Below are 19233 nucleotides of genomic sequence, written 5' to 3' on the forward strand. Positions count from 1 at the left end.
GGATGAGATGGCTATGAGTCTGACCCCGAGTATCACCGACACCCAGGGCCCACATTTCTACGCCGAAATGGGCGAGCTGATTTCAAGCAGCGGTCAGGAAAATTTCGCCGCGAACATGCTGCACCTGGTGGACCAATGGATACCGATTCATCTGGTAGACCTCAGCGAATGGAGCCTCGATGAGCTGCGTGACAGCGTGTTGGATATCCAACTGCTGGGCAGTGCCGGCCTGAACCAGGACCTGCCCGCGCCCCAGACCCTGCACGCGCTTGACGACCACCCTTTGCTGCGACAGATGCTGCGTATGCAGGACCCGCTGCTGATCCAGATGAAAGCCAAGGCCAACAGCGCACACCCGCGCGGCAGTTCGCACCAGTGCAACCTGGTCTCGCGCCAGGGCCATCGGCGCTGTGTGATTTCGTTCTATCGCCCGCCCGCCGAGCGCGGGTTTTCCCTGGCGGAACTGTCGTTTCTCAAATGTCTGTCCGAGACCTTGCTGCCGCTGATGGAGCGCCACGTGCAGATCCTGCGCCAGGCACCGCACGCCGAGGTGGAGCCTGGGCACAACGGGCTGGAGCAATCGCAATTGCAGCGTGAGTTCTACAAGCGCTTGTCGCTGAGCGACATCACCCTCTCGGCCCGCGAGCAGGAAGTTTGCCTGGGCCTGTTGACCGGCGGCACCGTGCCGCAGATCGCGGAAAAACTCAGTGTGAAAAACAGCTCGATTGAAACCTACCTCAAGCGCGCCGCCGCCAAGCTCGGCGTGAGTGGCCGACACGGCCTGGCCAAATGGATGGTGGGCGCCTGATGCATAAATTCACCCTTAGCGCCGTTGGCATAGCGTGGATGCTCGGCGGATGTTCGTTGATCCCCGAGTATCAGCGGCCCGCCGCGCCCGTCCCGACCCACTATCCCCAGGATGGGGTGTACCGCAAGGCGCAGGCCGGCACGCTGCCCGAAGCCTCGGACTGGCGCCAGCTGTTCCACGACCCGGCGCTGCCACCGTTGATCGACGCGGCATTGGTCAACAACCGTGACCTGCGGGTAGCCGCGCTGAATGTGCAGGCATTCCAGGCGCAGTACCGCATCCAGCGCGCCGACCTGTTCCCGGCGGTGTCTGCCACGGGGGCCGGCAAGCGTCAGAAATTACCGGAGGATGTGACAGGCACGGGCAAGTCGGCGATCACCTCCAGCTACTCCGCCACCCTGGGCCTGAGTGCCTATGAACTCGACCTGTTCGGCCGCGTGCGCAGCCTCAGCGAACAGGCCATGCTGACTTATCTGGGGACCGAACAAGCCCGGCGCAGCGCACAGTTGAGCCTGGTGGCCAATGTCGCCAACGCTTACCTGACCTGGCGTGCCGACCAGGAACTGCTGGCCCTGGCCGAGCAGACCCTGGCGGCCAATGACCGCAGCTGGCAACTGACCCGCCGCAGCAAAACCGCCGGCAAGGCTTCGGCGCTGGATGTGGTACAGGCGCGCACGGCGGTGGAAAGCACCCGCGCCAGCGTGGCCCGCTATGAACGCCAGGTGGCACAGGACCTCAACAACCTCACCTTGCTGGTCGGCGGCCCGGTGGAGGCCAACCTGCCCGCACGCGCACTGTCCGAGGACCTGGTGGCCCGCGTGCCTGCCGGGCTGCCTTCAGACCTGCTGCAACGGCGCCCGGATATTCTCCAGGCCGAATACCAGTTGCAGGCGGCCAACGCCAACATCGGCGCAGCCAGGGCCGCGTTCTTCCCGTCGATCACCCTGACAGCCAACGCCGGCAGCACCAGCACGCAACTCTCGGGTTTATTCAAGGGCGGTGCGGGCACCTGGACGTTCCAGCCGCAAATCAACCTGCCGATCTTCAACGCCGGCAGCCTGCGCGCCAGCCTTGATTACGCCAGGCTGCAGAAGGACATCACGGTGGCTCAATACGAAAAGTCCATCCAGGCCGCCTTCCAGGAAGTCGCCGACGGCCTCGCGGCGCGCCAGACCTTCAACGACCAACTGGACGCGCAACAAGCTTTTGTCGCCGCCAACCAGCGCTACTACGACCTGGCCCAGCACCGCTACCGCAGTGGCGTCGACAGCAACCTGACCTTTCTCGATGCGCAGCGCGCGTTGTTCAATTCACAGCAGGCGCTGATTGTCGATCGCCTGGCGCAACTGGTGGCACAGGTGAACCTGTACACCGCGCTGGGCGGCGCGTGGGATCAGCCGCCAAGCCTTGCAATGGCGCGCTAGAGCAGTTTCAGACCAATCACGCGACCGCTGCTCCAGCCACGGTCACGCATGGGCTGCTTGAGTCCGTAAACATCCAGATAGCCATCGACGACGGCCATCGAATGGGCGCCGCTGTCAACCGTACCGATAGCGCCACTCAGGAAGTCTTCAAGACTGGCGGGGGCAACGAAGTCCTTGAGACCCAGACGGCGCAGCGCCTGTCCCGGATACTCACCGTCATTCAAACTGCGCATGGCTGCGGCGAAGCTCTGCTTGCCAATGCCGTCATTATTTTCGTGATAGGCCCGCTTGGCGCTGACCGCATATAAGAACTGCGCATTGACCAGTACGTCGTTGGGTTGGTCGGCGCCGAAGTTCGCACCGGCTTTGGCCTCTTCCAACTCATCATGGGTGATATCCAGCTTGAATCCATCACGCATGACAATATGATAACCGGCGTCGGTGGCGTGTATGGACTTGTAAATACCGTGAGGGTTGTGGCCGAATCTCATCATGGCGGCTTTAATGGCCGATACGGTCACGCAATTACCTTCTATTGTCTGATAAAAGTCTTTAAAAATATCACCGGGTTTGACGCCCGTATTCGCCGCTGTTCCTCTTATAAATTCGTCGGGGGTCACCTCGCGATCATAAGGCAGATTATTGACAGCCGGCGCAGGTGACGGTCTTACTTTGATCGTTGATTCAAATCGAGCCGATAATACTCCCAATAAACGCTCCAGCTCATTTACCAGGTTACTCAGCTGTTCGGTGGCGCTGGCGGGAGTAACTTCATTGGAAAACCCTGATGCATTCAGGGCATTGCTCGCCTCAGCGTAACCCGAGGCAGCATGATTAACGTTAGACACAAACATATTCAATCACTCGTATAACCCATTAAAAAAAGGCGCACAATCGCTTGGGCGCCATGATCACTCCGGCGCTACGCTGCATTAACACCCTGCAGACTTAATAGATTGACTGACTCAATTCAACCGCGAAGGGTGACAACTTTCAGTGATGGCGAAACCGGCTTATTGTATAACTGTCCTTCCATGACACCTTCAAAAATGGCGCCATTCTTGTTTCTCCCGCCTTTGTCCAATGGCACGCCAATATGCGTGCCCAGTGCATTGGCATCCATCACCTGCACATGCTCCTTGAGCCCCAGATAGGTCAGCGCCGTGTCACCGTCGATGCCCTGTCCCGCTGACGCCAGCACCCCAGGATAAGTACGTTGGGCATGGTACGCGCTGTCTTTGCCATAGAGGCTGAAGAACCGGTCCGTTGCGTTGTTGCGCTCCAGTTCCATATATTGACGCTTGCTCATCACACCGAACAGAAATTGCGCATCCTTGATCATCCCTTCATCACCGCCACTGAATTTCGCCGCGTTGGCTGCCAACTGAAGCTCTTCACCGGTGATATGAAGCTTGAAGCCGTCTTTCATCGTTACGTCGTAGCCGTCCCCACTCTTGATGACGTCCTTGAAAATCCCGGCTGGGCTTTGCCCGAAGGTGGCCATGGCCACTTTAATCGCCGCCACGTGCTCTTCTCTGCCGGTGGTGCCCAGATAGGGAAAGTTCTCATACGTGGCGCGCAGTCCGTTGCGGATATCGTCGGGTTTTTGACCTTTGGTTTTTTCAGACAAGAACGTAGTTGAAGGGTCCCTGTTGCTATCGGAAAACATGTCAATAAGTTCGGTATCAAAAGCGTTTCGGCTGGTGGCCAGATTCGATCGATTCATGAACGGTGCCAATTGTTCTTTCCACACGCGCTTGTCGAGTTGCACCGTCTGGGGGGCTGGCGCGACATCAATCTGTGGCTTGGGCCCGACATTTATCAGCGGTTTGGGTATCACGGCGATGGGAGGCGTGGGCAGTGCGTTCTCATTGTTCGTCCAGGTTTTAAGCGTTGCCACCAAGGTACTCAGCAACTTCAACAGCTCAGTCATTTCCTGATCATTGCGCTGGAAGTTGGACACTTGGCCAATGGCACGATGTGCAGGCACCTGGCCAAAACGATTGAATGGATCAGGTGTTTTATCAGGCTGTTGAGAAGTCGCATAAACCGAATAAGCCTGTCTACCGTCAGCCGTGTTGAGCGTGACCATTGTATGTAGCCTCATTTAACAAAAGGATAGAAATCGCGGTGCGATTAGATGCGTGACTTGCCAACCGTCACCCTTGGGCATTGAGTTCAACAAGTACTCATGCGTGGTAAGTCGGTAGGAAAGGTTCCTGATGCCATAGTGGGCAACAGGTAACAACATCCTTCGATTTCGGCTGATTTCTATCGGAAAACTCCGCGAGCTCGGGGTTTTCATCCGAACAACCTGTGCCACAGGTGCAGTGCAACATTCAGCGGGCGCAGAGGCATCACGCTTGTCGGACCGCTCTTACGCAACTTTCGGGTTGCTTCCGATCAACCCCGCCGCTAACCTTCGCGGGTCGCTGCAAAATCAGCGAACGGGTGTGGTAGCCCAGTTCTTTCATAGACCCCAAAACGCTCACGGGCGTTTTTTTGTGCGGGCTGCTTTGTGGCGGCTGTGCATGGGAGGCCTCGGCCTGCCGGGTTTCTATGACCGGTCTACCACCCCGTGTACAGTCGCCTCCTTACGTCGTGTGGTAGCGAAATGGAGGTGCTCATTCATAGGAGCTTCACCATGAAAAAAGTCACGCCCAATCCCCCGCCATCCCGCTCGGATGACAAGCCGCAATTACCCCCGGATGTCATCTTCACCGTCCGCCCCGGCCTCAGCACCGAAGCCGCCTTGAGCAATGCCAGCGAAATGCTCGAGTCAGCGACTGTTTGCGCACACGACTGCGCCGAACAGTTGGATGGCGCCAGTCGCAAGCATCTATTAGCGGTGGTGCAGATGGTCGAAATAGCGAAGCTGCTGGTGGACGATGCGCTGAACCGGGAATGCCCCGTGGCCTGATCCGGAACGCCCACCCACCAGCAAAGTGCAACCCCCGTGGGAGCTGCCGAGCTTCAGCGAGGCTGTGACAGCTCCTGCATTTGATCTGCGACCGCGCCTGGCTGCCAGCGTCCCATCGCCAGGCTATGGGGTGAAAACGCTGCGAACTGCCAACTTAATGCCAGGGCCGCCGGACGCCGGATCACCTGCTCCACGGTCACCGTCCATAACCGCTGCGCACCTTCGAACTCGGCCACCTGAGGCCCGCTGAGAATCAGCGAGGTACGCCCCGCCACGTGCAGCACATCCCCCGATTCAAAATCGATGAACAACAACCCCGCCACAGGGTTGGCTTGCAGGTTGCCGAGGGTGTTGAAGAACAGGTTGCCGGCAAAATCCGGGATGGTCAGCACGTTGCCTTCTACCCGCACGAACCCGGTGTTGCCGCCGCGATGGGAAACGTCCACCGAACGTTCGCCGTGCAGGTCGACGTAGCTGGCGACGAAGAAGGTGTCGGCGTTGCGGATCATCTGCTGCGCGCCGCCATCCAGGCTGTCGCTGCGCTCGGCCACGCTGCCAGGTTTGCGTACAATCGTATCGACCGGGCGCAGTTGGATGTATTTGGGACAGTTGCCAAAGCTGTGCACCACGTCGACCGCAAAGCCTTCATGATCCAATGCGCCAATGCGACCATTCATGCGATTGCGCCGCCGTGTGTTCAGGTCGATGCCCAGCACACCGACGGCTGCGCCAGCCGTGATGCCAGCGCGAGCCGGATCGCTTTTGCACGCCAGGCTGTCGATCTGCAACCGGTACGGATCAGGTGAATGCGTGAACCCTGGCGCACCTTCGAGCATCGTCGCCCATGGGATGCCCTGTTCATCCACCGTCCCTACCACTATATAAGGCAGCAAGGGATAGAAATCGCGATGCTGCTCCGGCAGATGATCACGTATGACCTTGGGGCCGATCACGGCCATGCGCTCGGCCACGCCGGCACTGGCCTGCAGTTGCCGTTCGCCGGCATGCCAGGGGGATTGCTCGATTGAGTTCATGGCGATCACCTCTCGTTGGATAATAGGATGCTGTACCTGATCCGCCGCCGAGAGAATCACCACCCCAGGCAATCCACTATTACACCAACTGAAATGCCGGGTGCCCGCGCAATGCCGCTACACAGTCATCGACAAAACTGCGCACGCGCATCGACGCATGGCGGCCTTCGCGGTACACCACCTGCACCGGCACCGCAGGCAGCTCAAAGCCCTGCAGTACGCGATGCAGTCGGCCGCTTGCCAAGTGCTCGTGCACCGGGTAATTCAGGCAACGCAGCAACCCCGCACCCTTCACGGCCGCATTGATCGCGCCCTGCACCGTGGCGCAGCGCAGACGTGCACGGGCCTTGAGCTGATAGTGCGCAAAGTCCCACTGCACCGGGTCGGCATGGGCAATCAGATGGTGCTGCCTGAGGGCATCGGGATGCAGCGGCTCGCCGTGGTTGGCAAGGTAGCCGGGACTGGCGCAGAGGATATGCCGCACCTGCCCAACCGGTCGCGCGATCAACGAAGAGCTGGGCAACTCGCCCACCAGCACCGCCACGTCCAGCCCTTCTTCATGCAGGTTCGGGTAGTAGTCGTGGTAGTGGGCGACCAGGCGCACCCGTGGGTAACGCTCCATGTACGCGGCCAGTACCGGCGCCATTACATAGCGGCTGAACAGCAGCGGCATGAATACGCGCAGATTGCCCTGGGCCTGGCTGTGCAGCCCTTTGGCGGAGGCTTCAGCCGCCTCCACCGCCGCCAGCAGCCGCACGCAGTCGGCCAGATAGGCCGTGCCTGCGTCGGTGAGGCTGACCCCACGGGTGCTGCGCTGCAACAACCCCACACGCAAACGCGCTTCCAGACGCGCAATCGCGCGCACCAGGGTCGGGCCCGAGACCTGCGCAAAGCGCGCCGCCGCTGCCAGGCTCGGCTGCCCTGCCAGCGCCACGAACAATTGCATATCGCGATAGCGTTCCATCAGCCGCGCGCCGGCTTCATCGGCTTCAGGGCCACGTCATGCCCAAGGCGCTCGGCCAGAAAATCCACGAAGGTGCTGACTTTGGCCGGAAGTCGACCGTTGTTCTGGAACACCACCCGGATCGGCAGCGCGGCCGGCTCGAAGTCCTGCAGGACAATCTCCAGCTCACCCGCCGCCACCGCCGCCGCGACCTGATAGGACAGCACCCGGGTCATGCCCCACCCCAGCCGCGCGAGGTTGATCGCGGCATTGTTTGCAGTGACCACCAGGCGCGGTTCGATCGGCACCGTCAGCAACAGGCCGTCGTCGACAAAGGCCCATTCACTCACCCGCTGACTGGCGGACGAGGCGACGATCTTCGCTCCATGCAAGTGTTCGGGCCGCTGGGGTCGCCCCTGCCGGGCCAGGTAAGCGGGCGATGCGCACACCACCCGGCGCACTTCGCCTACCTCGATCGCCTGCTGCCCCGGCTCGTGCAGATCGCCGATACGCACAGCGACGTCGACACCTTCGTCGCTCATATTGACGACGCGGTCGACCAGCAGGGCGTTGATGCTCACCTGGGGAAAACGGTCCAGATACTCCCCCAGCGCCGGCGCCACGAACAGCTCGCCGAACAGCACCGGGGCGGTCACGTTCAGTTGGCCGCAGGGGATCGAATAACTGCCCGCCGCCGCTTCCTCGGCCTCGCTCAGCTCGGCAAGGATGCGCCGACAGTCTTCCAGGTAACGCTGCCCGGCTTCGGTCAGGTGCAGACTGCGGGTGGTACGCGCCAGCAGTTGGGTGCCGATGCGTTGTTCCATGGCGGCAATCGCCCGGGTCACGCTGGGCGGCGAGGTGTTCAGACGCCGCGCGGCGGCGGCAAAGCCTGCCTCTTCGGCCACCGCGACGAACACCTGCATTTCATGAAAGCGGTCCATCGACACCCCTTGAGTATTACGCTGATTGCAGCCCCACCACGGTGCGCGGCATAGCGACGAAACCCGGCAATGCTTCAAGGCTGGCGAGCCAAGCGCGCACCTGAGGATAGTTGGCCAGCGACACGTTGCCTTCCGGCGCATGGGCCACGTAGGTGTAGAAGGCGATATCGGCAACGCTCGGCAAGTCACCGGCCAGAAAGCGACTCTCGCCCAATTGCTGCTCCACCACGTGCAACAGGGCGTGAGCGTGGTTGATCGCAACGGTCGTGTCCACCTGGGCGCCAAACACCGTAGCCAGGCGCGCCGTGGCAGGCCCGGCATACAATTGACCGGCCGCCGCCGAGAGCCAACGCTGCACACGTGCCTGCCCGACCGGATCAGCGGGCAGCCACTGGCCGTTGCCATAGGTGTTGGCGAGGTACATCAGGATCGCGTTGGAGTCGGCCAGCACCGTGCCGCCGTCGTCAATCACCGGCACCTGGCCGAAGCGGTTGAGGGTGGCGAGGAATTCGGGTGTTTTGTGGGCGCCCTGCTTGAGGTCCACCAGGATAAATTCCATAGGCAGGCCCAGCAGGGACAGCATCAGTTCGACCCGGTGGGAGTGGCCGGACAGGGGGAAACCGTACAGTTTGATCGCAGGCTGGGTCATGAAAGGCTCCAAGGAGTAGGTATCGACGCCAGGCATATTCCGCCCCTTCCGGACTTAGCGGAATGGCCAGGAATGACAATCCAGCATTTCACCTGATGAAACAATCCTGTGCTAAGCCGACCACAAGATATCCATAAAAAAATTCAAACTATCGCCCCTCCCATCGTTCACACCTTCACGTGCAACGCAATGTAGGAGGCAACATGCAATACCGACAACTGGGCCATTCCGGCCTGCTGGTCTCGGAAATCATCCTGGGCACGGTGCCCTTTGGCGGTCGTGCCGAGTTCGAAAAATGCGGCGCGGTGGATGTGCCCCAGGCCAGGCGCATGTTCGATATCGCGTTCGACGCCGGGGTGAATATGATCGACACCGCCGACCTTTACTCCCATGGCCTGGCCGAGGAAGTGGTGGGTAAAGCCCTGGGCGACAAGCGCAACGACATCCTGCTGGCGACCAAGGGCCGCAGCCCGGTGGACCAGAACCCGAACAATTCCGGCTCGTCGCGCTACCACCTGATTCGCGCCTGTGAAGCCAGTTTGAAGCGCCTGGGCACCGACCATATCGACTTGTACCAACTGCACAACTGGGACGGCCTGACGCCCATCGAAGAAACCCTTGAAGCGCTGCGCCTGTTGGTGGGCTCGGGCAAGATCCGCTACTTCGGCACCAGCAATTTCACCGCCTGGCAAATGATGAAGGCCTTGGGCAAGGCCGAGTTGCACGGCATGCTCAAGCCGATCACCCAGCAGATCTACTACACCCCCGAATCCCGCGAGGCCGAGTACGAGCTGCTGCCGCTGGCGCTGGACCAGAATATCGGCACGCTGGTGTGGGGACCGATGGGCGAAGGCCTGCTGACCGGCTCGACCCGGCGCGGCCATAAACCACCGGCCAATACCCGCCAGGGCAGCGGCTGGCCGGAACCCTACGTGCATGACCAGGAACGCGCGCTGGACATCATCGAAACCCTGGCTGCCGTGGGTGATGAACACGGCGTGTCGGTGGCGCGCACCTGCCTGGCGTGGCTCAAGGACCGTCCGGGGATCACCTCGCTGATCGTGGGCGCCCGTACCGAAGAGCACCTGCGCGACAACCTCGCGGCGACCGAGCTGAAACTGACCGAAGAACAATCTTCGCGCATCGAGGCCGTGACGCGTCGCCAGCCGCTGTATCCGTACTGGCATCGGTTTACCGCAGGGATTGATCGCTTCGATCCGGCGGAACAACCGTTCCTTGCCGAGCATCAGAAAACCATGGATGCGCGCAAGGACAAATAGCCCCTGCGCGCCGCAATCAACCGGTGGGAGAGGCCTGCACCCTCTCACCTTTGCCTAGGGAGATCGCTTTGATCGCGCAACTCATGATCGCCGCCCTCGGCGTCGTCGCCATCTGGTTCAGCCAGAGCAAACGCCTCAACGTACGCCGCTACGCCTGCCTGTTCGGCATGGCCGGCCAGCCATTCTGGTTCTGGTCGTCGATCAATGCCGAGCAATGGGGCATTGTGTTGCTCAGTTGCTTCTACACAGTGGCCTGGGCCAAGGGCATCAAGACTCACTGGATTGATCGCAAGTCCGATGAACCGGTCTGAGTTTGCAATCGGCCGCCACACTGCCTATATTTCCCGACTGGCGCTCTCTACGCCACCTTCCGCGGAAAGGGCTGCGCCCAGGACATCACAGCTCGACCTCATTTCTACGACTCCCAACCTTAAAGCGGAAAAGGTTTGTGCAAGGAGCTCGTATGTCGCAACGCCCTTTTGCTTCTACTACCAACGGCCGCCTCAACCTTGAGCAGCAGCGCAAGCGCGCAAAGGAACTGTTACGGCACCTCAAGCGCGAGGATCCCAACGCCAACTTGTCCCAAGCCCAATGGCAGATCGCCAAAGCGCTGGGTTTCAGCAGTTGGCCCAAGCTCAAGGCTCATGTCGACGCCTTGGACTTCGCCGCACACCACCCCGACTTCATTGCCAGCGACGAAGCCCGCACCGCCCACTGGAGGTGTGGCAATGACATCGCCCACAGCCTGCACGTGGCGGGATTCACTGGGCAATTCCAGATGCTGACTGACCCGCTGTGCATGGGCCCGGTACGCGACCTGCCTGGCGATGAATACCAAACCTTGCGCAGCGCGTTCATCAGCCACGCATTTGGTTTGAATGAACCTGACGTGACGCGACGACTGGCCGACGAATATGCCCGACTTGAAACCCTGACCACGGCGCAGCACAGCGTGCTGTGGTGTGAAGCGGATGCTTACGACCAGCTGTTTCTGATACGCGCATTGGCGGGTGTTGAACGGTTACCGCCCAAACTTGAACTGATCGAGGTCGACCGCATTCCCGGTGTGGAGCGGTTTATCGGCATCGGCCAATTGGCGCCCGATGTGCTCGCCTGGCTGTGGCCGCAGCGGCGGCTGGTCGATGAGGCGGCGTTACAACTGGCCAAGCAGGCGTGGACGGCATACTGCGCGCCGTCTCCCGTGCAATGGGCCGAACTCGCTCACGGCAAGCATAGCGCCCTGCCCTTTCTCGCGCCGGCGCTGCTGCGCCAGTTGCAGGAGTTGCCTGGCACCCGCGATGGCTTGTCCCTGACCGAACGCCTGGCCCTGGGCTATATCGCCGAAGCCGGGCCGGTGCCGTTTGGCCGGGTGTTCGCAGAACTGATGGCCAAGCGCGAACCGCTGCCGTTCCTGGGCGACATGATGTTTCATGCGCTTTTGCGGCCGTTGATCGATGGCGAACAGCCGCTGCTGGTGCAAACCGACGTTGAGCAGCCATGGCCTCGGCGCCACTTGGCGTTAACGCCCCTGGGGCATGCCGTATTGAAGGGCGACAGCAACTGGATGGACCACGCCGGCTATGAACGTTGGATCGGCGGTGTATGCCTGAGGCCACGGCAGCCCCATTGGCGAATCGGCAGCGATAACCTGCCCACCTGGTATAGCTAAGGCTCAACGCTTGGGTGACATCCCGGCGACGCGCGCCATCGCCGCCGGGTCGAGCGTTTCAAGACACCGGCACAGGGCATTGAAATCCGGCGATTGCGACAGGGACAGATGCAAGGTCTGGCTGGCCGACACGGGCATCACCGACCGCTGCGCGCACTCCCCGTCATAGATCAGCGCATGCCTGATCATCAGGTTTTCACGGCAGTACTTCAGCGGGTCGATCGGGTGACCGCGCATCAAGGCTGTGTTGATGATCAACAGATCGAACGTCACGCCGTTCGAACGCGTCAACGCCTGCACCTCGTCGAATGAGCTCAAGGGAGCGATACGGTAATAGCCCAACTGGTTGAGCATTTTCTCGATCTTGATACGCTGTAAATGTTCTCCCTCGGCAATCAGAAAGCGTAACGTCTTATTGGACATAGGCAAACCTGGCAGCTAGGCGGCAACGATGATCGTTCAACGCCGGATACACTACTTGCCAGGGATCAAGCGTGGCTTTAAGACGATTCCTAAACAGCAAGGAACCGCATGCCCTGCAAGTGATTAGACTAGTGGACTAACAACGCCTCCACGCTCTTCGAGATCAAGCCCCATGCGCAACCTGTTCTTCGCCAGCCTCTGCTTGCTCACCGGCGCCCTCGCGGGCTGCCAGCAACACCCACCGCCCAACGACCAACTCGACGCCGTGCTCTGGACCCAGACCTCCATCGAGCACGAGCTGATCTACCGTCAGCTTTTCGCCAACGCCACCCGCCAGCTCGATGTCGCCCTGGTCGATCCCACCTGGGATGCCCTGCCCTTCCCTGCGCGAGATCTGAGAGGCCTGCCACCGGCTGTGGTGGTCGATATCGACGAGACCCTGCTGGACAACGTGCCACTCAATGCCCGCGACATTCTGAACAACCAAGTTTATTCCTATGACCGCTGGAACACCTGGGTCGACCAGGCCAAGGCCCGGGCGCTGCCCGGCTCGGTGGCGTTCCTGCAGGCGGCCCGGCAAAAAGGCATCAAGGTCTATTACCTCACCAACCGCGAACACAGCCAGGTTGCGGCCACGGCCAGGAACCTGCGCCTGCGCGGTTTCCCGATTGACAGCGATGAGCAAATCCTGGCGGCCAGTACACCCATCGGCCACTGCGAGAGCGCTGGCTATGGCAAGAATTGCCGGCGCCAATGGGTCGCCGGCCATGCACGGGTGCTGTTGATGGCGGGTGATTCCCTGGGCGATTTCGTACAGGCCGAACACAACACGCTGGCGGCCCAGCGCAAGGCGGTCCAACCCTACGTGAATTGGCTGGGGCAGCGCTGGTTCCTGCTGCCCAATCCAACTTACGGCAACTGGTACAGCGCGCCCTATGGGGACAATGAGAAGTTGCCGTTCGAGCAAAAACGCAGGCTCAAACAGCAGGCGTTGCAGGTGCAGGAATAGCGGTGCGAGCTGCTCCCGCTCGACTCAGCGGCGTGCGCTGACCGCCGAGCCGTCGTTGGACACGATCACTTCCACACGGCGGTTCAGCTGGCGTGACTGCGCGCTCAGGTTATCGGCCACCGGGTACTGCTTGCCGTAGCCCACCACCGTGATGCGTTCGCTGCCCACGCCGAACCGCTCCAGGCCGCGGGCCACGGCTTGGGCGCGCCGCTCGGACAAGGTCTGATTGAAAGCGTCGCCACCGGTGCTGTCGGTAAACCCTTCCACGCGAACCTGGCGCTCGGGGTTCTGCAATAGAAAGTTCGCCAGCCCCTGGAAGTCGCGCTGGCTACCCGGCTTCAGGTCGGCCCTGGCGGTATCGAACAGCACATCACCAAAGGTAATCACCTGGCCGCGTTCCGACGGTTGTGCCTTCATGGCCTGCAAAGCCTTGAGTTGTGCGGTCCTGACGTCAAGTTGCACCCGGGTGCGGTCGACTGCGATGTTGTCGAGCTGCGCATCGATTTTGCGGCCAGCGATGGTCTGTTCGGCGACGGCGATTCGCTGCGACGCCAGGTACGCCAACTGGTCGATCTTCGGGTCGGTGCGATCATGCAGCGACACCTGATTGGCGCGGTCCAGCGCATTCGAGGCGATGCGCGTCTCGACCGCCGCCAGGGTGTTGGACTCAGGCTTTTGCTGCAAGCTGGAGAACTGACTGCGCGCTTGCAGCAGTTGCGCGTTTTCGGGTGGCGTGGCGCAACCGGCCACGGCCAGCGCCAAGGCGGACAGAACGGGAATGAAGTAAGTGGCACGCATGGAAGAATCCTCAGTGGGTGGTCGCGGGGGCGTTGAGCATTTCCTGCTTGAGCACCTGGATGCCCTCGCGTGCCTGCTGCAGGACCTGCTGTTTACGCACCGTGTTGGCCTTGGTCTCGGCCAGGTTGGCGTCCACTTCGATCTGCTCGGCCAGCGCGTCCACTTCCACGTAGTGTCTTTCGCCGATGGCTTGCTCCATACGCGCCAGTTTATCTTGAGCGGTCTTCATCTCCAGCGGTGCGAATTGCGTGGCTTGTGCCGCCAGGGCACGCCCCACCGAGTCGCGGGCCAGGGAGATTTTTTCCGTCGGCGGCAGCGGCGTGGCGCAGCCGGCCAATGTTGCCGCAACGATCACCGCCCAGGCCGAGCGGCGCAGGCGTTTGCTCACACGGGTGATCCTCATGTTTTGACTCCTAAGCCTATTCATATGGCTGGGGGCCCGAAAAACGGGCCCCGTTGCCGTCTCGCTTGTGGTCAAGCGATGGCGCCATCCTAGGAGGAAAAACACGGGTGAGAAGAATGAAAACTCCCAGATACCTGTAGGGATTTTCTCGGAAAAAAGTGGCAGTCTGCCCTGGGCTCACGCCGTCCTGGCAGCCACCGCCTCCACTTCCACCCATGCCCCGGGCAAGGGCAATGCCACCACCTGCAACGCCGTGCGCGCCGGCTTGTTCGGTTGTTCGGGGGTGCCGAAGAACTGCGTGTAACCGCGCTGCAATCCGGCGAAGTCCAGCTTGCCGTCGGTTTCCGGGGCGCCCACCAGGAAGACCCGCAATTGCACGATATCGCCCAGGTCCAGATCCTGCTGCTGAAGGATGTTGCGCAGTTTTTTGAACACCGACACGGTCTGCACTTCGGTGTTGCCGTAGACCCCGGCAACGTTCGGGTCGGCCGGGTCCGGCAAGGTGCCGCTGACGAATACCAGGCTGGCCGAGGCCGGCACGGTCACGGTTTGCGAGATGGGGAAATCGCCGATACTGGTGCGTTGAATGCTGTCGCTCATTGTGTTGCTCCTTATTGGATGTCTACACAGGTTTCAAAGACCGCCTTTGCCACACCGTTATGACGCCGCCAATGCCGCAATGTGACGTTGCCGGGTCACCCGTTCAGCCAACTGCGCGACCACATGCCGCGCCGAGTTGGCCGCCGATTCCTGCCAGATGCCCACGCCGCTCTGCACCAGGCCGTCGCCAGCGAAGTACACGCGGCCGTGGGCCTGTTCCAGCAATGCGCTGGCCTCGGCGGGGAAGTGCTCGCGTTGCAGCCATGGGCCTTCACTGTAGGGGATCTGTTCCCAGGCGACCGCCAAGGGGTGGCGCAGTTGCGTGGAATAACCGGGATGCAGCAGTTCCACGGCGTGCCGGGAGGTGGCGTATTGCGTGGCAAACGACTGCGCGCCGAACGCGTCGGCGCCCTCTCCGGTGACGTAACCGGCCACCAGCACCCCGTCGCGGGTGTTGAGGTCGTTGCTCGGGTACCACAGCAGGCGCGCCGGGTGTTCAACCCAGGACAAGCCGCCATAGATGCGGTAATCGGTTTCCCAGAAGCGCGGCGACTGCCACGCCACTTTGGTTGCCTGGTCGTTGCGGGTGCTGAGCAAGGCGGCTTTGACCGGGTCGCTGAAATCGGTGTCGAGCCTGGCCAGCAATGGCAGGGGCAAGGTGGATACCAGGTAATCGGCACGCACCACCTGTTCACGGCCGCTGTGCTGGTCGTGATAGGTCACCGCGACGCCGTCTTCCAGTTGGCGAATCTGTCGCACCTGGGCGCCCAGTTGCACCTGCTCGCGCACGCGCTGGTAGAACGCCTCGGTGATGCGGTCCATGCCGCCCACCGGCTGAAACATGGTCGCCGAGAACTCCGGGAATTCGGTGTGCAGCAGCGCGCCCCACAGCTCGGGATGCAGCAGGCGCTCAAGCCCTATCGGCTGCGCGCTGGCAGGCAGTGCGCCGGGGTGCACGGGCGACTCAAGGTGCCCGGAACGCAAGCTGCCTTCGTAGGCCAGCGCCTGGGACAGGTCGCCATACACTTGAAGGAACGCAAGCAGGCGCGTGCGTTCCTCGCCGGTCAAGACGTCGTCGAGCGCATCGCGCTGCACCGCCTTGGCCAGCAGGCCGGACAGGTGGCCGCGCGCATCATTGACCGCCTGGCCGACGGTGAACGCCGGTTGTTGCAGGTCCGGCCGCACCTGGGCGCCATGGCTGCTGTTTACCAGCACTTGCAGCGGCACACCCAGTTCGCTGCAGTAGTCGAGGATCGTACGGTGCTGGCTGGGAATGCGCGCGGGGCCGGCGTTGAAATACTGGCCCGGATCGAAGGCTACCGTTTGCGAGCGGCCATCGGTGTAGTCCACGCGGTCGCCGTTGCGCAGGGTCCAGGTGCGCCCACCCACACGGTCGCGGGCCTCCAGCACCTGCACGGTGAACCCGGCCCGGCTCAGTTCCAGCGCGCTGACCAGCCCCGCAATCCCGGCGCCCAGCACCAGTACGCGGGTGCCCTGCCCCAGGCCGTCCTTGAGTTTCAGCGGTTGCGGCCGCCGGTGCGAAGACGGCCCCAGGCCCAATGCGGCCAAGGCGTCTTTGGCCGCCTGCTCACCGCCGACGGCGGCAATGCTGGACAGCGCTTCACGTCGTGTCAGTCCCATGTTCGATACTCCTAATCCGGCAGGCCCGGCGGGTTGATCAGCGATTTATCGACGCGCTCCACATCCAGCCCCCAGCGCTGCAACACCTGGGCGTATTGGCCGCCGGCAATCGCACCTTCCAGGGCGGTGTGGATCGGCTTGACAAGGCCGTTGTCCTTGCGCGTGGTCACGGCGATATCGGCCTGCAACGGCCAGCCGCCGTTGACGGTGCCGACACGCTTGATGCCGCCGGTGATCGCCGCCGAATAGGCGTACACCGAGTTGGGCCCGAACAACGCATCGCTGCGTCCCGACTGCACCGCCAGTTGCGCGGCGGCCTGGTCGTCGAAGTACTGCAACAGCGCAGGCTTGAGGCCCGCCTTTTCATTGGCCTCGTTCCACGCCAGCAGGACTTTTTCCTGATTGGTCCCGGAGCCAACGATGATCTTGAGCCCGGCAATGTCGGCGGCCTGTTTGATTTCGCTGATGGGGCTGGTGCTCTTCACATAAAACCCGAGCACGTCCTGGCGATAGGTGGCGAAGTCAAAGCGCTTCTTGCGCGCTTCGGTCACGGTGACGTTGCTGATCACCGCGTCGTACTTGCCGGAACTGACGCCCAGGGGCCAGTCTTCCCAACTGGTCTGCACCACATTGAGTTGCAGGCCGAGGCTGTCGGCGACCAACTGCGCGGTGTCGGCTTCACTGCCGATGGTGGTCTTGTCATCGCTGGCCAGCAGCGCCAGAGGCGGCCCGGCCACGCCGGACACGGCCACGGTGAACTTGCCCGGCTGGGCGAACTTGAAGCCCGGCGGGATCTGCGCGATCGCCGCTTCGTTACGGGGCGCATGAATGCGCGGGCGGTCCGGGCTGAGGTCGACCTGCTGCACGGCGAACGCCTGTTGCGCGGTGCCGACGGCAAACGCCAGCACGGCCACATGCAGTGGATGGGTAAACATGGGCAGTCACTCCTTGAACTAAAGCACCTTGCCGAGAAAGGCCTGGGTGCGGGGATGTCGGGGTTGGCGCAAGATCTGTTCGGGCGGGCCTTCTTCGATCAACTGGCCGTCGCAGAGAAACACCACGTGGTCAGCCACCTCGCGGGCAAAGCCGATTTCGTGGGTGACGATCACCAGGGTCACGCCCAAGCGGGTCAGGCCCTTGATCACGTCGAGCACTTCGCCCACCAGTTCCGGGTCGAGGGCCGAGGTGGGTTCGTCGAACAGCAGTACTTTGGGGTCCAGCGCCAGGGCGCGGGCGATGGCGACGCGCTGTTGCTGGCCACCGGAGAGCTGGCGCGGGTAGGCATCGAGCTTGTCCGCCAGGCCGACCTTGGCCAGCAACTCGGCGGCGTTGTCCCGGGCCAGGGCCTTGCTCCAGCGCTTGTGGGCCAACGGCGCTTCGGCGATGTTTTCCCAGGCGGTCAGGTGCGGGAACAGGTTGAAATTCTGGAACACGAAGCCCACGTCGATGCGTCGCTTGAGAATCTCGCGTTCCTTAAGCTCGAAGAGCAGGTCACCCTTGCGCCGATAGCCGACGTACTCACCGTCGATGGTGATATGCCCGCTGTCGATTTTTTCCAGGTGATTGATGGTGCGCAGCAAGGTGGACTTGCCCGAGCCGGACGGCCCGAGGATCACCGTGACCTTGCCCGGGTCGATCGTCAGGTCGATGTTGTCGAGCACCTGCTGGTTGCCGAAACGCTTGCCGACGCCCTGGATCTGGATACGCCCTGCGCGTGCCTCAGCCATGGGCTTTCTCCTTGAGCCAATGGCGCAGCCGTTGCAGCGGCGTCGGCGGCAGCACGCGCGCGGTACCGCGGGCGAAATGGCGCTCGACGTAATACTGGGCGCTGGTCAGTACGGTGGTGATGATCAGGTACCACACCGTCGCCACGATCAGCAGCGGGATCACCGCCTGGGTGCGGTTGTAGATGACCTGCACGGTGTAGAACAGCTCCGGCAGGGCCAGCACGTAGACAATCGACGTGCCCTTGACCAGGCCGATGATTTCGTTGAACCCCGACGGCAGAATCGAGCGCAGTGCCTGGGGCAGGATAATGCGAAAGATGCGTCGCGACGCCGGCAGCCCCAGCGCCGCCGCCGCTTCATGCTGGCCGGCCTCAACACCGATCAGGCCGCCGCGGATGATCTCCGCCGCGTACGCCGCCTGCATCAGGCTCAAGCCCAGCACGGCCACGGTAAACTGACTGAGTACATCCACCGTCGACCATTCGGCGAACACCACCTCGGTAAACGGCACACCGACCACGATGTGGTCGTAGAGGTAGGCAAAGTTGTAGAGGATGATCAACACCAGCAGCGCCGGCATCGAGCGGAAAAACCAGATATAGCCCCAGGCCAGCGCCGCCAGCAACGGCGAACCGGACAACCGCGCCAGCGCCAGCGCAGTGCCGAGGATAATGCTGAACAGCGTGCTCAGCAGCGTCAGCAACAACGTCTGCCCCAAGCCACGCAGCACCGAGGGCGAGAAGAACCACTGGCCGAACACCCCCCACTCCCAACGCGGGTTGGTGGCCAGGGAATGCACGATGACGAGCAGCACCAGCGCGGCAAAGATCGACCCGGCCCAGCGCCAGGGATGCCGGGCCGGCACTACCTGCAAGGCCTTGATCGGCGTGGCGACACGGCGCTGGTGACGCGGGTAAGGGTTGACTTCATCGATCAGCTCGAAGGGTTTGGCGACAATGGGCAT

The 19233-nt window shown here is 62.0% G+C and carries 21 protein-coding genes; 7 read left to right on the top strand and 14 right to left on the bottom strand.

Annotated features, from left to right (window positions below; all coding sequences use genetic code 11):
- Positions 1–13: 13 nt before the first annotated feature.
- Positions 14–808 carry a helix-turn-helix transcriptional regulator gene (locus BOP93_RS16990; protein WP_104503552.1) on the top strand — a complete coding sequence of 265 codons (795 nt, stop codon included), beginning with the start codon at positions 14–16 and terminating at the stop codon, positions 806–808.
- Positions 808–2232, top strand: coding sequence for an efflux transporter outer membrane subunit (locus BOP93_RS16995; RefSeq protein ID WP_157943514.1), 1425 nt, complete (start codon positions 808–810; stop codon positions 2230–2232). The genes BOP93_RS16990 and BOP93_RS16995 overlap by 1 nt, the downstream gene beginning before the upstream one ends.
- Here the strand turns inward: BOP93_RS16995 and BOP93_RS17000 are convergent.
- Together BOP93_RS17000 and BOP93_RS17005 are read right to left on the bottom strand one after the other, a co-directional pair.
- The gene (locus tag BOP93_RS17000) at positions 2229–3086 is read right to left on the bottom strand and encodes a hypothetical protein (protein ID WP_237140364.1); all 858 of its coding nucleotides are present in this window, start codon (positions 3084–3086) and stop codon (positions 2229–2231) included. The two genes, BOP93_RS16995 and BOP93_RS17000, sit on opposite strands and share 4 nt — an antisense overlap.
- Positions 3087–3202: 116 nt before the next feature.
- The gene (locus tag BOP93_RS17005; RefSeq protein WP_205885760.1) at positions 3203–4324 is read right to left on the bottom strand and encodes a type III secretion protein; all 1122 of its coding nucleotides are present in this window, start codon (positions 4322–4324) and stop codon (positions 3203–3205) included.
- Positions 4325–4876: 552 nt separating this feature from the next.
- On the opposite strand from BOP93_RS17005, the gene BOP93_RS17010 reads away from it, so the two are divergent.
- Complete coding sequence (locus BOP93_RS17010; RefSeq protein ID WP_104503556.1) at positions 4877–5152, top strand: DUF6124 family protein; 276 nt, start codon at positions 4877–4879, stop codon at positions 5150–5152.
- Positions 5153–5205: 53 nt separating this feature from the next.
- On the opposite strand, the gene BOP93_RS17015 is transcribed toward BOP93_RS17010, so the two are convergent.
- The 4 genes from BOP93_RS17015 to BOP93_RS17030 form a co-directional block, all read right to left on the bottom strand.
- Positions 5206–6186, bottom strand: coding sequence for a pyridoxamine 5'-phosphate oxidase family protein (locus tag BOP93_RS17015; RefSeq protein WP_104503558.1), 981 nt, complete (start codon positions 6184–6186; stop codon positions 5206–5208).
- A gap of 79 nt (positions 6187–6265) precedes the next feature.
- Positions 6266–7150 (bottom strand): LysR family transcriptional regulator, encoded by an 885-nt coding sequence (locus tag BOP93_RS17020; protein ID WP_104503561.1) that lies wholly within the window; start codon positions 7148–7150, stop codon positions 6266–6268.
- Positions 7150–8070 (bottom strand): LysR family transcriptional regulator, encoded by a 921-nt coding sequence (locus BOP93_RS17025; protein WP_104503563.1) that lies wholly within the window; start codon positions 8068–8070, stop codon positions 7150–7152. Before BOP93_RS17025 ends, BOP93_RS17020 begins: the two co-directional genes overlap by 1 nt.
- A gap of 16 nt (positions 8071–8086) precedes the next feature.
- Positions 8087–8719, bottom strand: a complete 633-nt coding sequence (locus BOP93_RS17030; protein WP_104505311.1) for a glutathione S-transferase family protein — start codon at positions 8717–8719, stop codon at positions 8087–8089.
- 203 nt (positions 8720–8922) lie between these two features.
- Between BOP93_RS17030 and BOP93_RS17035 the strand changes: the two genes are divergently transcribed.
- The 3 genes from BOP93_RS17035 (at position 8923) to BOP93_RS17045 (ending at position 11668) form a co-directional block, all read left to right on the top strand.
- Positions 8923–9999: an aldo/keto reductase gene (locus tag BOP93_RS17035; protein ID WP_104503565.1), complete on the top strand. Its 1077-nt coding sequence runs from the start codon at positions 8923–8925 to the stop codon at positions 9997–9999.
- Positions 10000–10067: 68 nt separating this feature from the next.
- Positions 10068–10310: a hypothetical protein gene (locus BOP93_RS17040; protein ID WP_104503567.1), complete on the top strand. Its 243-nt coding sequence runs from the start codon at positions 10068–10070 to the stop codon at positions 10308–10310.
- Between the two features lie 152 nt (positions 10311–10462).
- On the top strand, positions 10463–11668 hold the full coding sequence (locus BOP93_RS17045) for a DUF1835 domain-containing protein (RefSeq protein WP_104503569.1): 1206 nt from the start codon (positions 10463–10465) through the stop codon (positions 11666–11668).
- Between the two features lie 3 nt (positions 11669–11671).
- Here BOP93_RS17045 and BOP93_RS17050 read toward each other — a convergent pair whose 3' ends face one another.
- A complete protein-coding gene (locus tag BOP93_RS17050; protein ID WP_104503571.1) occupies positions 11672–12091 on the bottom strand; it encodes a chemotaxis protein CheY in 420 nt (139 codons plus the stop codon).
- 172 nt (positions 12092–12263) lie between these two features.
- Here BOP93_RS17050 and BOP93_RS17055 point away from each other — a divergent pair, with 172 nt between their 5' ends.
- On the top strand, positions 12264–13100 hold the full coding sequence (locus tag BOP93_RS17055) for a 5'-nucleotidase, lipoprotein e(P4) family (protein WP_104503573.1): 837 nt from the start codon (positions 12264–12266) through the stop codon (positions 13098–13100).
- A 24-nt stretch (positions 13101–13124) separates the two neighbouring features.
- Here BOP93_RS17055 and BOP93_RS17060 read toward each other — a convergent pair whose 3' ends face one another.
- The 7 genes from BOP93_RS17060 to BOP93_RS17090 all read right to left on the bottom strand — a co-directional run bounded on the left by BOP93_RS17060 (position 13125) and on the right by BOP93_RS17090 (position 19233).
- Complete coding sequence (locus BOP93_RS17060; RefSeq protein WP_104503575.1) at positions 13125–13898, bottom strand: OmpA family protein; 774 nt, start codon at positions 13896–13898, stop codon at positions 13125–13127.
- A gap of 10 nt (positions 13899–13908) precedes the next feature.
- A complete protein-coding gene (locus BOP93_RS17065) occupies positions 13909–14301 on the bottom strand; it encodes a DUF4398 domain-containing protein (RefSeq protein WP_104503577.1) in 393 nt (130 codons plus the stop codon).
- Between the two features lie 177 nt (positions 14302–14478).
- Entirely contained in the window at positions 14479–14901 is a 423-nt protein-coding gene (locus BOP93_RS17070) for a RidA family protein (protein WP_104503578.1), read from the bottom strand.
- 57 nt (positions 14902–14958) lie between these two features.
- A complete protein-coding gene (locus BOP93_RS17075; RefSeq protein WP_104503580.1) occupies positions 14959–16542 on the bottom strand; it encodes a flavin monoamine oxidase family protein in 1584 nt (527 codons plus the stop codon).
- An 11-nt stretch (positions 16543–16553) separates the two neighbouring features.
- Positions 16554–17477, bottom strand: a complete 924-nt coding sequence (locus tag BOP93_RS17080) for an ABC transporter substrate-binding protein (RefSeq protein ID WP_104503582.1) — start codon at positions 17475–17477, stop codon at positions 16554–16556.
- Positions 17478–17495: 18 nt separating this feature from the next.
- Positions 17496–18269 (bottom strand): amino acid ABC transporter ATP-binding protein, encoded by a 774-nt coding sequence (locus BOP93_RS17085; RefSeq protein WP_104503584.1) that lies wholly within the window; start codon positions 18267–18269, stop codon positions 17496–17498.
- Complete coding sequence (locus BOP93_RS17090; RefSeq protein WP_104503586.1) at positions 18262–19233, bottom strand: amino acid ABC transporter permease; 972 nt, start codon at positions 19231–19233, stop codon at positions 18262–18264. The genes BOP93_RS17085 and BOP93_RS17090 overlap by 8 nt, the downstream gene beginning before the upstream one ends.

It is taken from the genome of Pseudomonas orientalis (genome assembly GCF_002934065.1).
In the GTDB taxonomy this organism is placed as follows: Bacteria; Pseudomonadota; Gammaproteobacteria; order Pseudomonadales; family Pseudomonadaceae; genus Aquipseudomonas; species Aquipseudomonas orientalis_A.

Bases quoted from the DNA above. Each gene is read 5' to 3' on its own strand.
- BOP93_RS17090 (WP_104503586.1), bottom strand. From the start codon at position 19,233: ATGCCCATTGTCGCCAAACCCTTCGAGCTGATCGATGAAGTCAACCCT.
- BOP93_RS17045 (WP_104503569.1), top strand. From the start codon at position 10,463: ATGTCGCAACGCCCTTTTGCTTCTACTACCAACGGCCGCCTCAACCTT.
- BOP93_RS17080 (WP_104503582.1), bottom strand. From the start codon at position 17,477: ATGTTTACCCATCCACTGCATGTGGCCGTGCTGGCGTTTGCCGTCGGC.
- BOP93_RS17030 (WP_104505311.1), bottom strand. From the start codon at position 8,719: ATGACCCAGCCTGCGATCAAACTGTACGGTTTCCCCCTGTCCGGCCAC.
- BOP93_RS17060 (WP_104503575.1), bottom strand. From the start codon at position 13,898: ATGCGTGCCACTTACTTCATTCCCGTTCTGTCCGCCTTGGCGCTGGCC.
- BOP93_RS17035 (WP_104503565.1), top strand. From the start codon at position 8,923: ATGCAATACCGACAACTGGGCCATTCCGGCCTGCTGGTCTCGGAAATC.
- BOP93_RS17025 (WP_104503563.1), bottom strand. From the start codon at position 8,070: ATGGACCGCTTTCATGAAATGCAGGTGTTCGTCGCGGTGGCCGAAGAG.
- BOP93_RS17070 (WP_104503578.1), bottom strand. From the start codon at position 14,901: ATGAGCGACAGCATTCAACGCACCAGTATCGGCGATTTCCCCATCTCG.
- BOP93_RS17010 (WP_104503556.1), top strand. From the start codon at position 4,877: ATGAAAAAAGTCACGCCCAATCCCCCGCCATCCCGCTCGGATGACAAG.
- BOP93_RS17065 (WP_104503577.1), bottom strand. From the start codon at position 14,301: ATGAGGATCACCCGTGTGAGCAAACGCCTGCGCCGCTCGGCCTGGGCG.
- BOP93_RS17050 (WP_104503571.1), bottom strand. From the start codon at position 12,091: ATGTCCAATAAGACGTTACGCTTTCTGATTGCCGAGGGAGAACATTTA.
- BOP93_RS17005 (WP_205885760.1), bottom strand. From the start codon at position 4,324: ATGGTCACGCTCAACACGGCTGACGGTAGACAGGCTTATTCGGTTTAT.
- BOP93_RS17000 (WP_237140364.1), bottom strand. From the start codon at position 3,086: ATGTTTGTGTCTAACGTTAATCATGCTGCCTCGGGTTACGCTGAGGCG.
- BOP93_RS17085 (WP_104503584.1), bottom strand. From the start codon at position 18,269: ATGGCTGAGGCACGCGCAGGGCGTATCCAGATCCAGGGCGTCGGCAAG.
- BOP93_RS16995 (WP_157943514.1), top strand. From the start codon at position 808: ATGCATAAATTCACCCTTAGCGCCGTTGGCATAGCGTGGATGCTCGGC.
- BOP93_RS17075 (WP_104503580.1), bottom strand. From the start codon at position 16,542: ATGGGACTGACACGACGTGAAGCGCTGTCCAGCATTGCCGCCGTCGGC.
- BOP93_RS17020 (WP_104503561.1), bottom strand. From the start codon at position 7,150: ATGGAACGCTATCGCGATATGCAATTGTTCGTGGCGCTGGCAGGGCAG.
- BOP93_RS17015 (WP_104503558.1), bottom strand. From the start codon at position 6,186: ATGAACTCAATCGAGCAATCCCCCTGGCATGCCGGCGAACGGCAACTG.
- BOP93_RS16990 (WP_104503552.1), top strand. From the start codon at position 14: ATGAGTCTGACCCCGAGTATCACCGACACCCAGGGCCCACATTTCTAC.
- BOP93_RS17055 (WP_104503573.1), top strand. From the start codon at position 12,264: ATGCGCAACCTGTTCTTCGCCAGCCTCTGCTTGCTCACCGGCGCCCTC.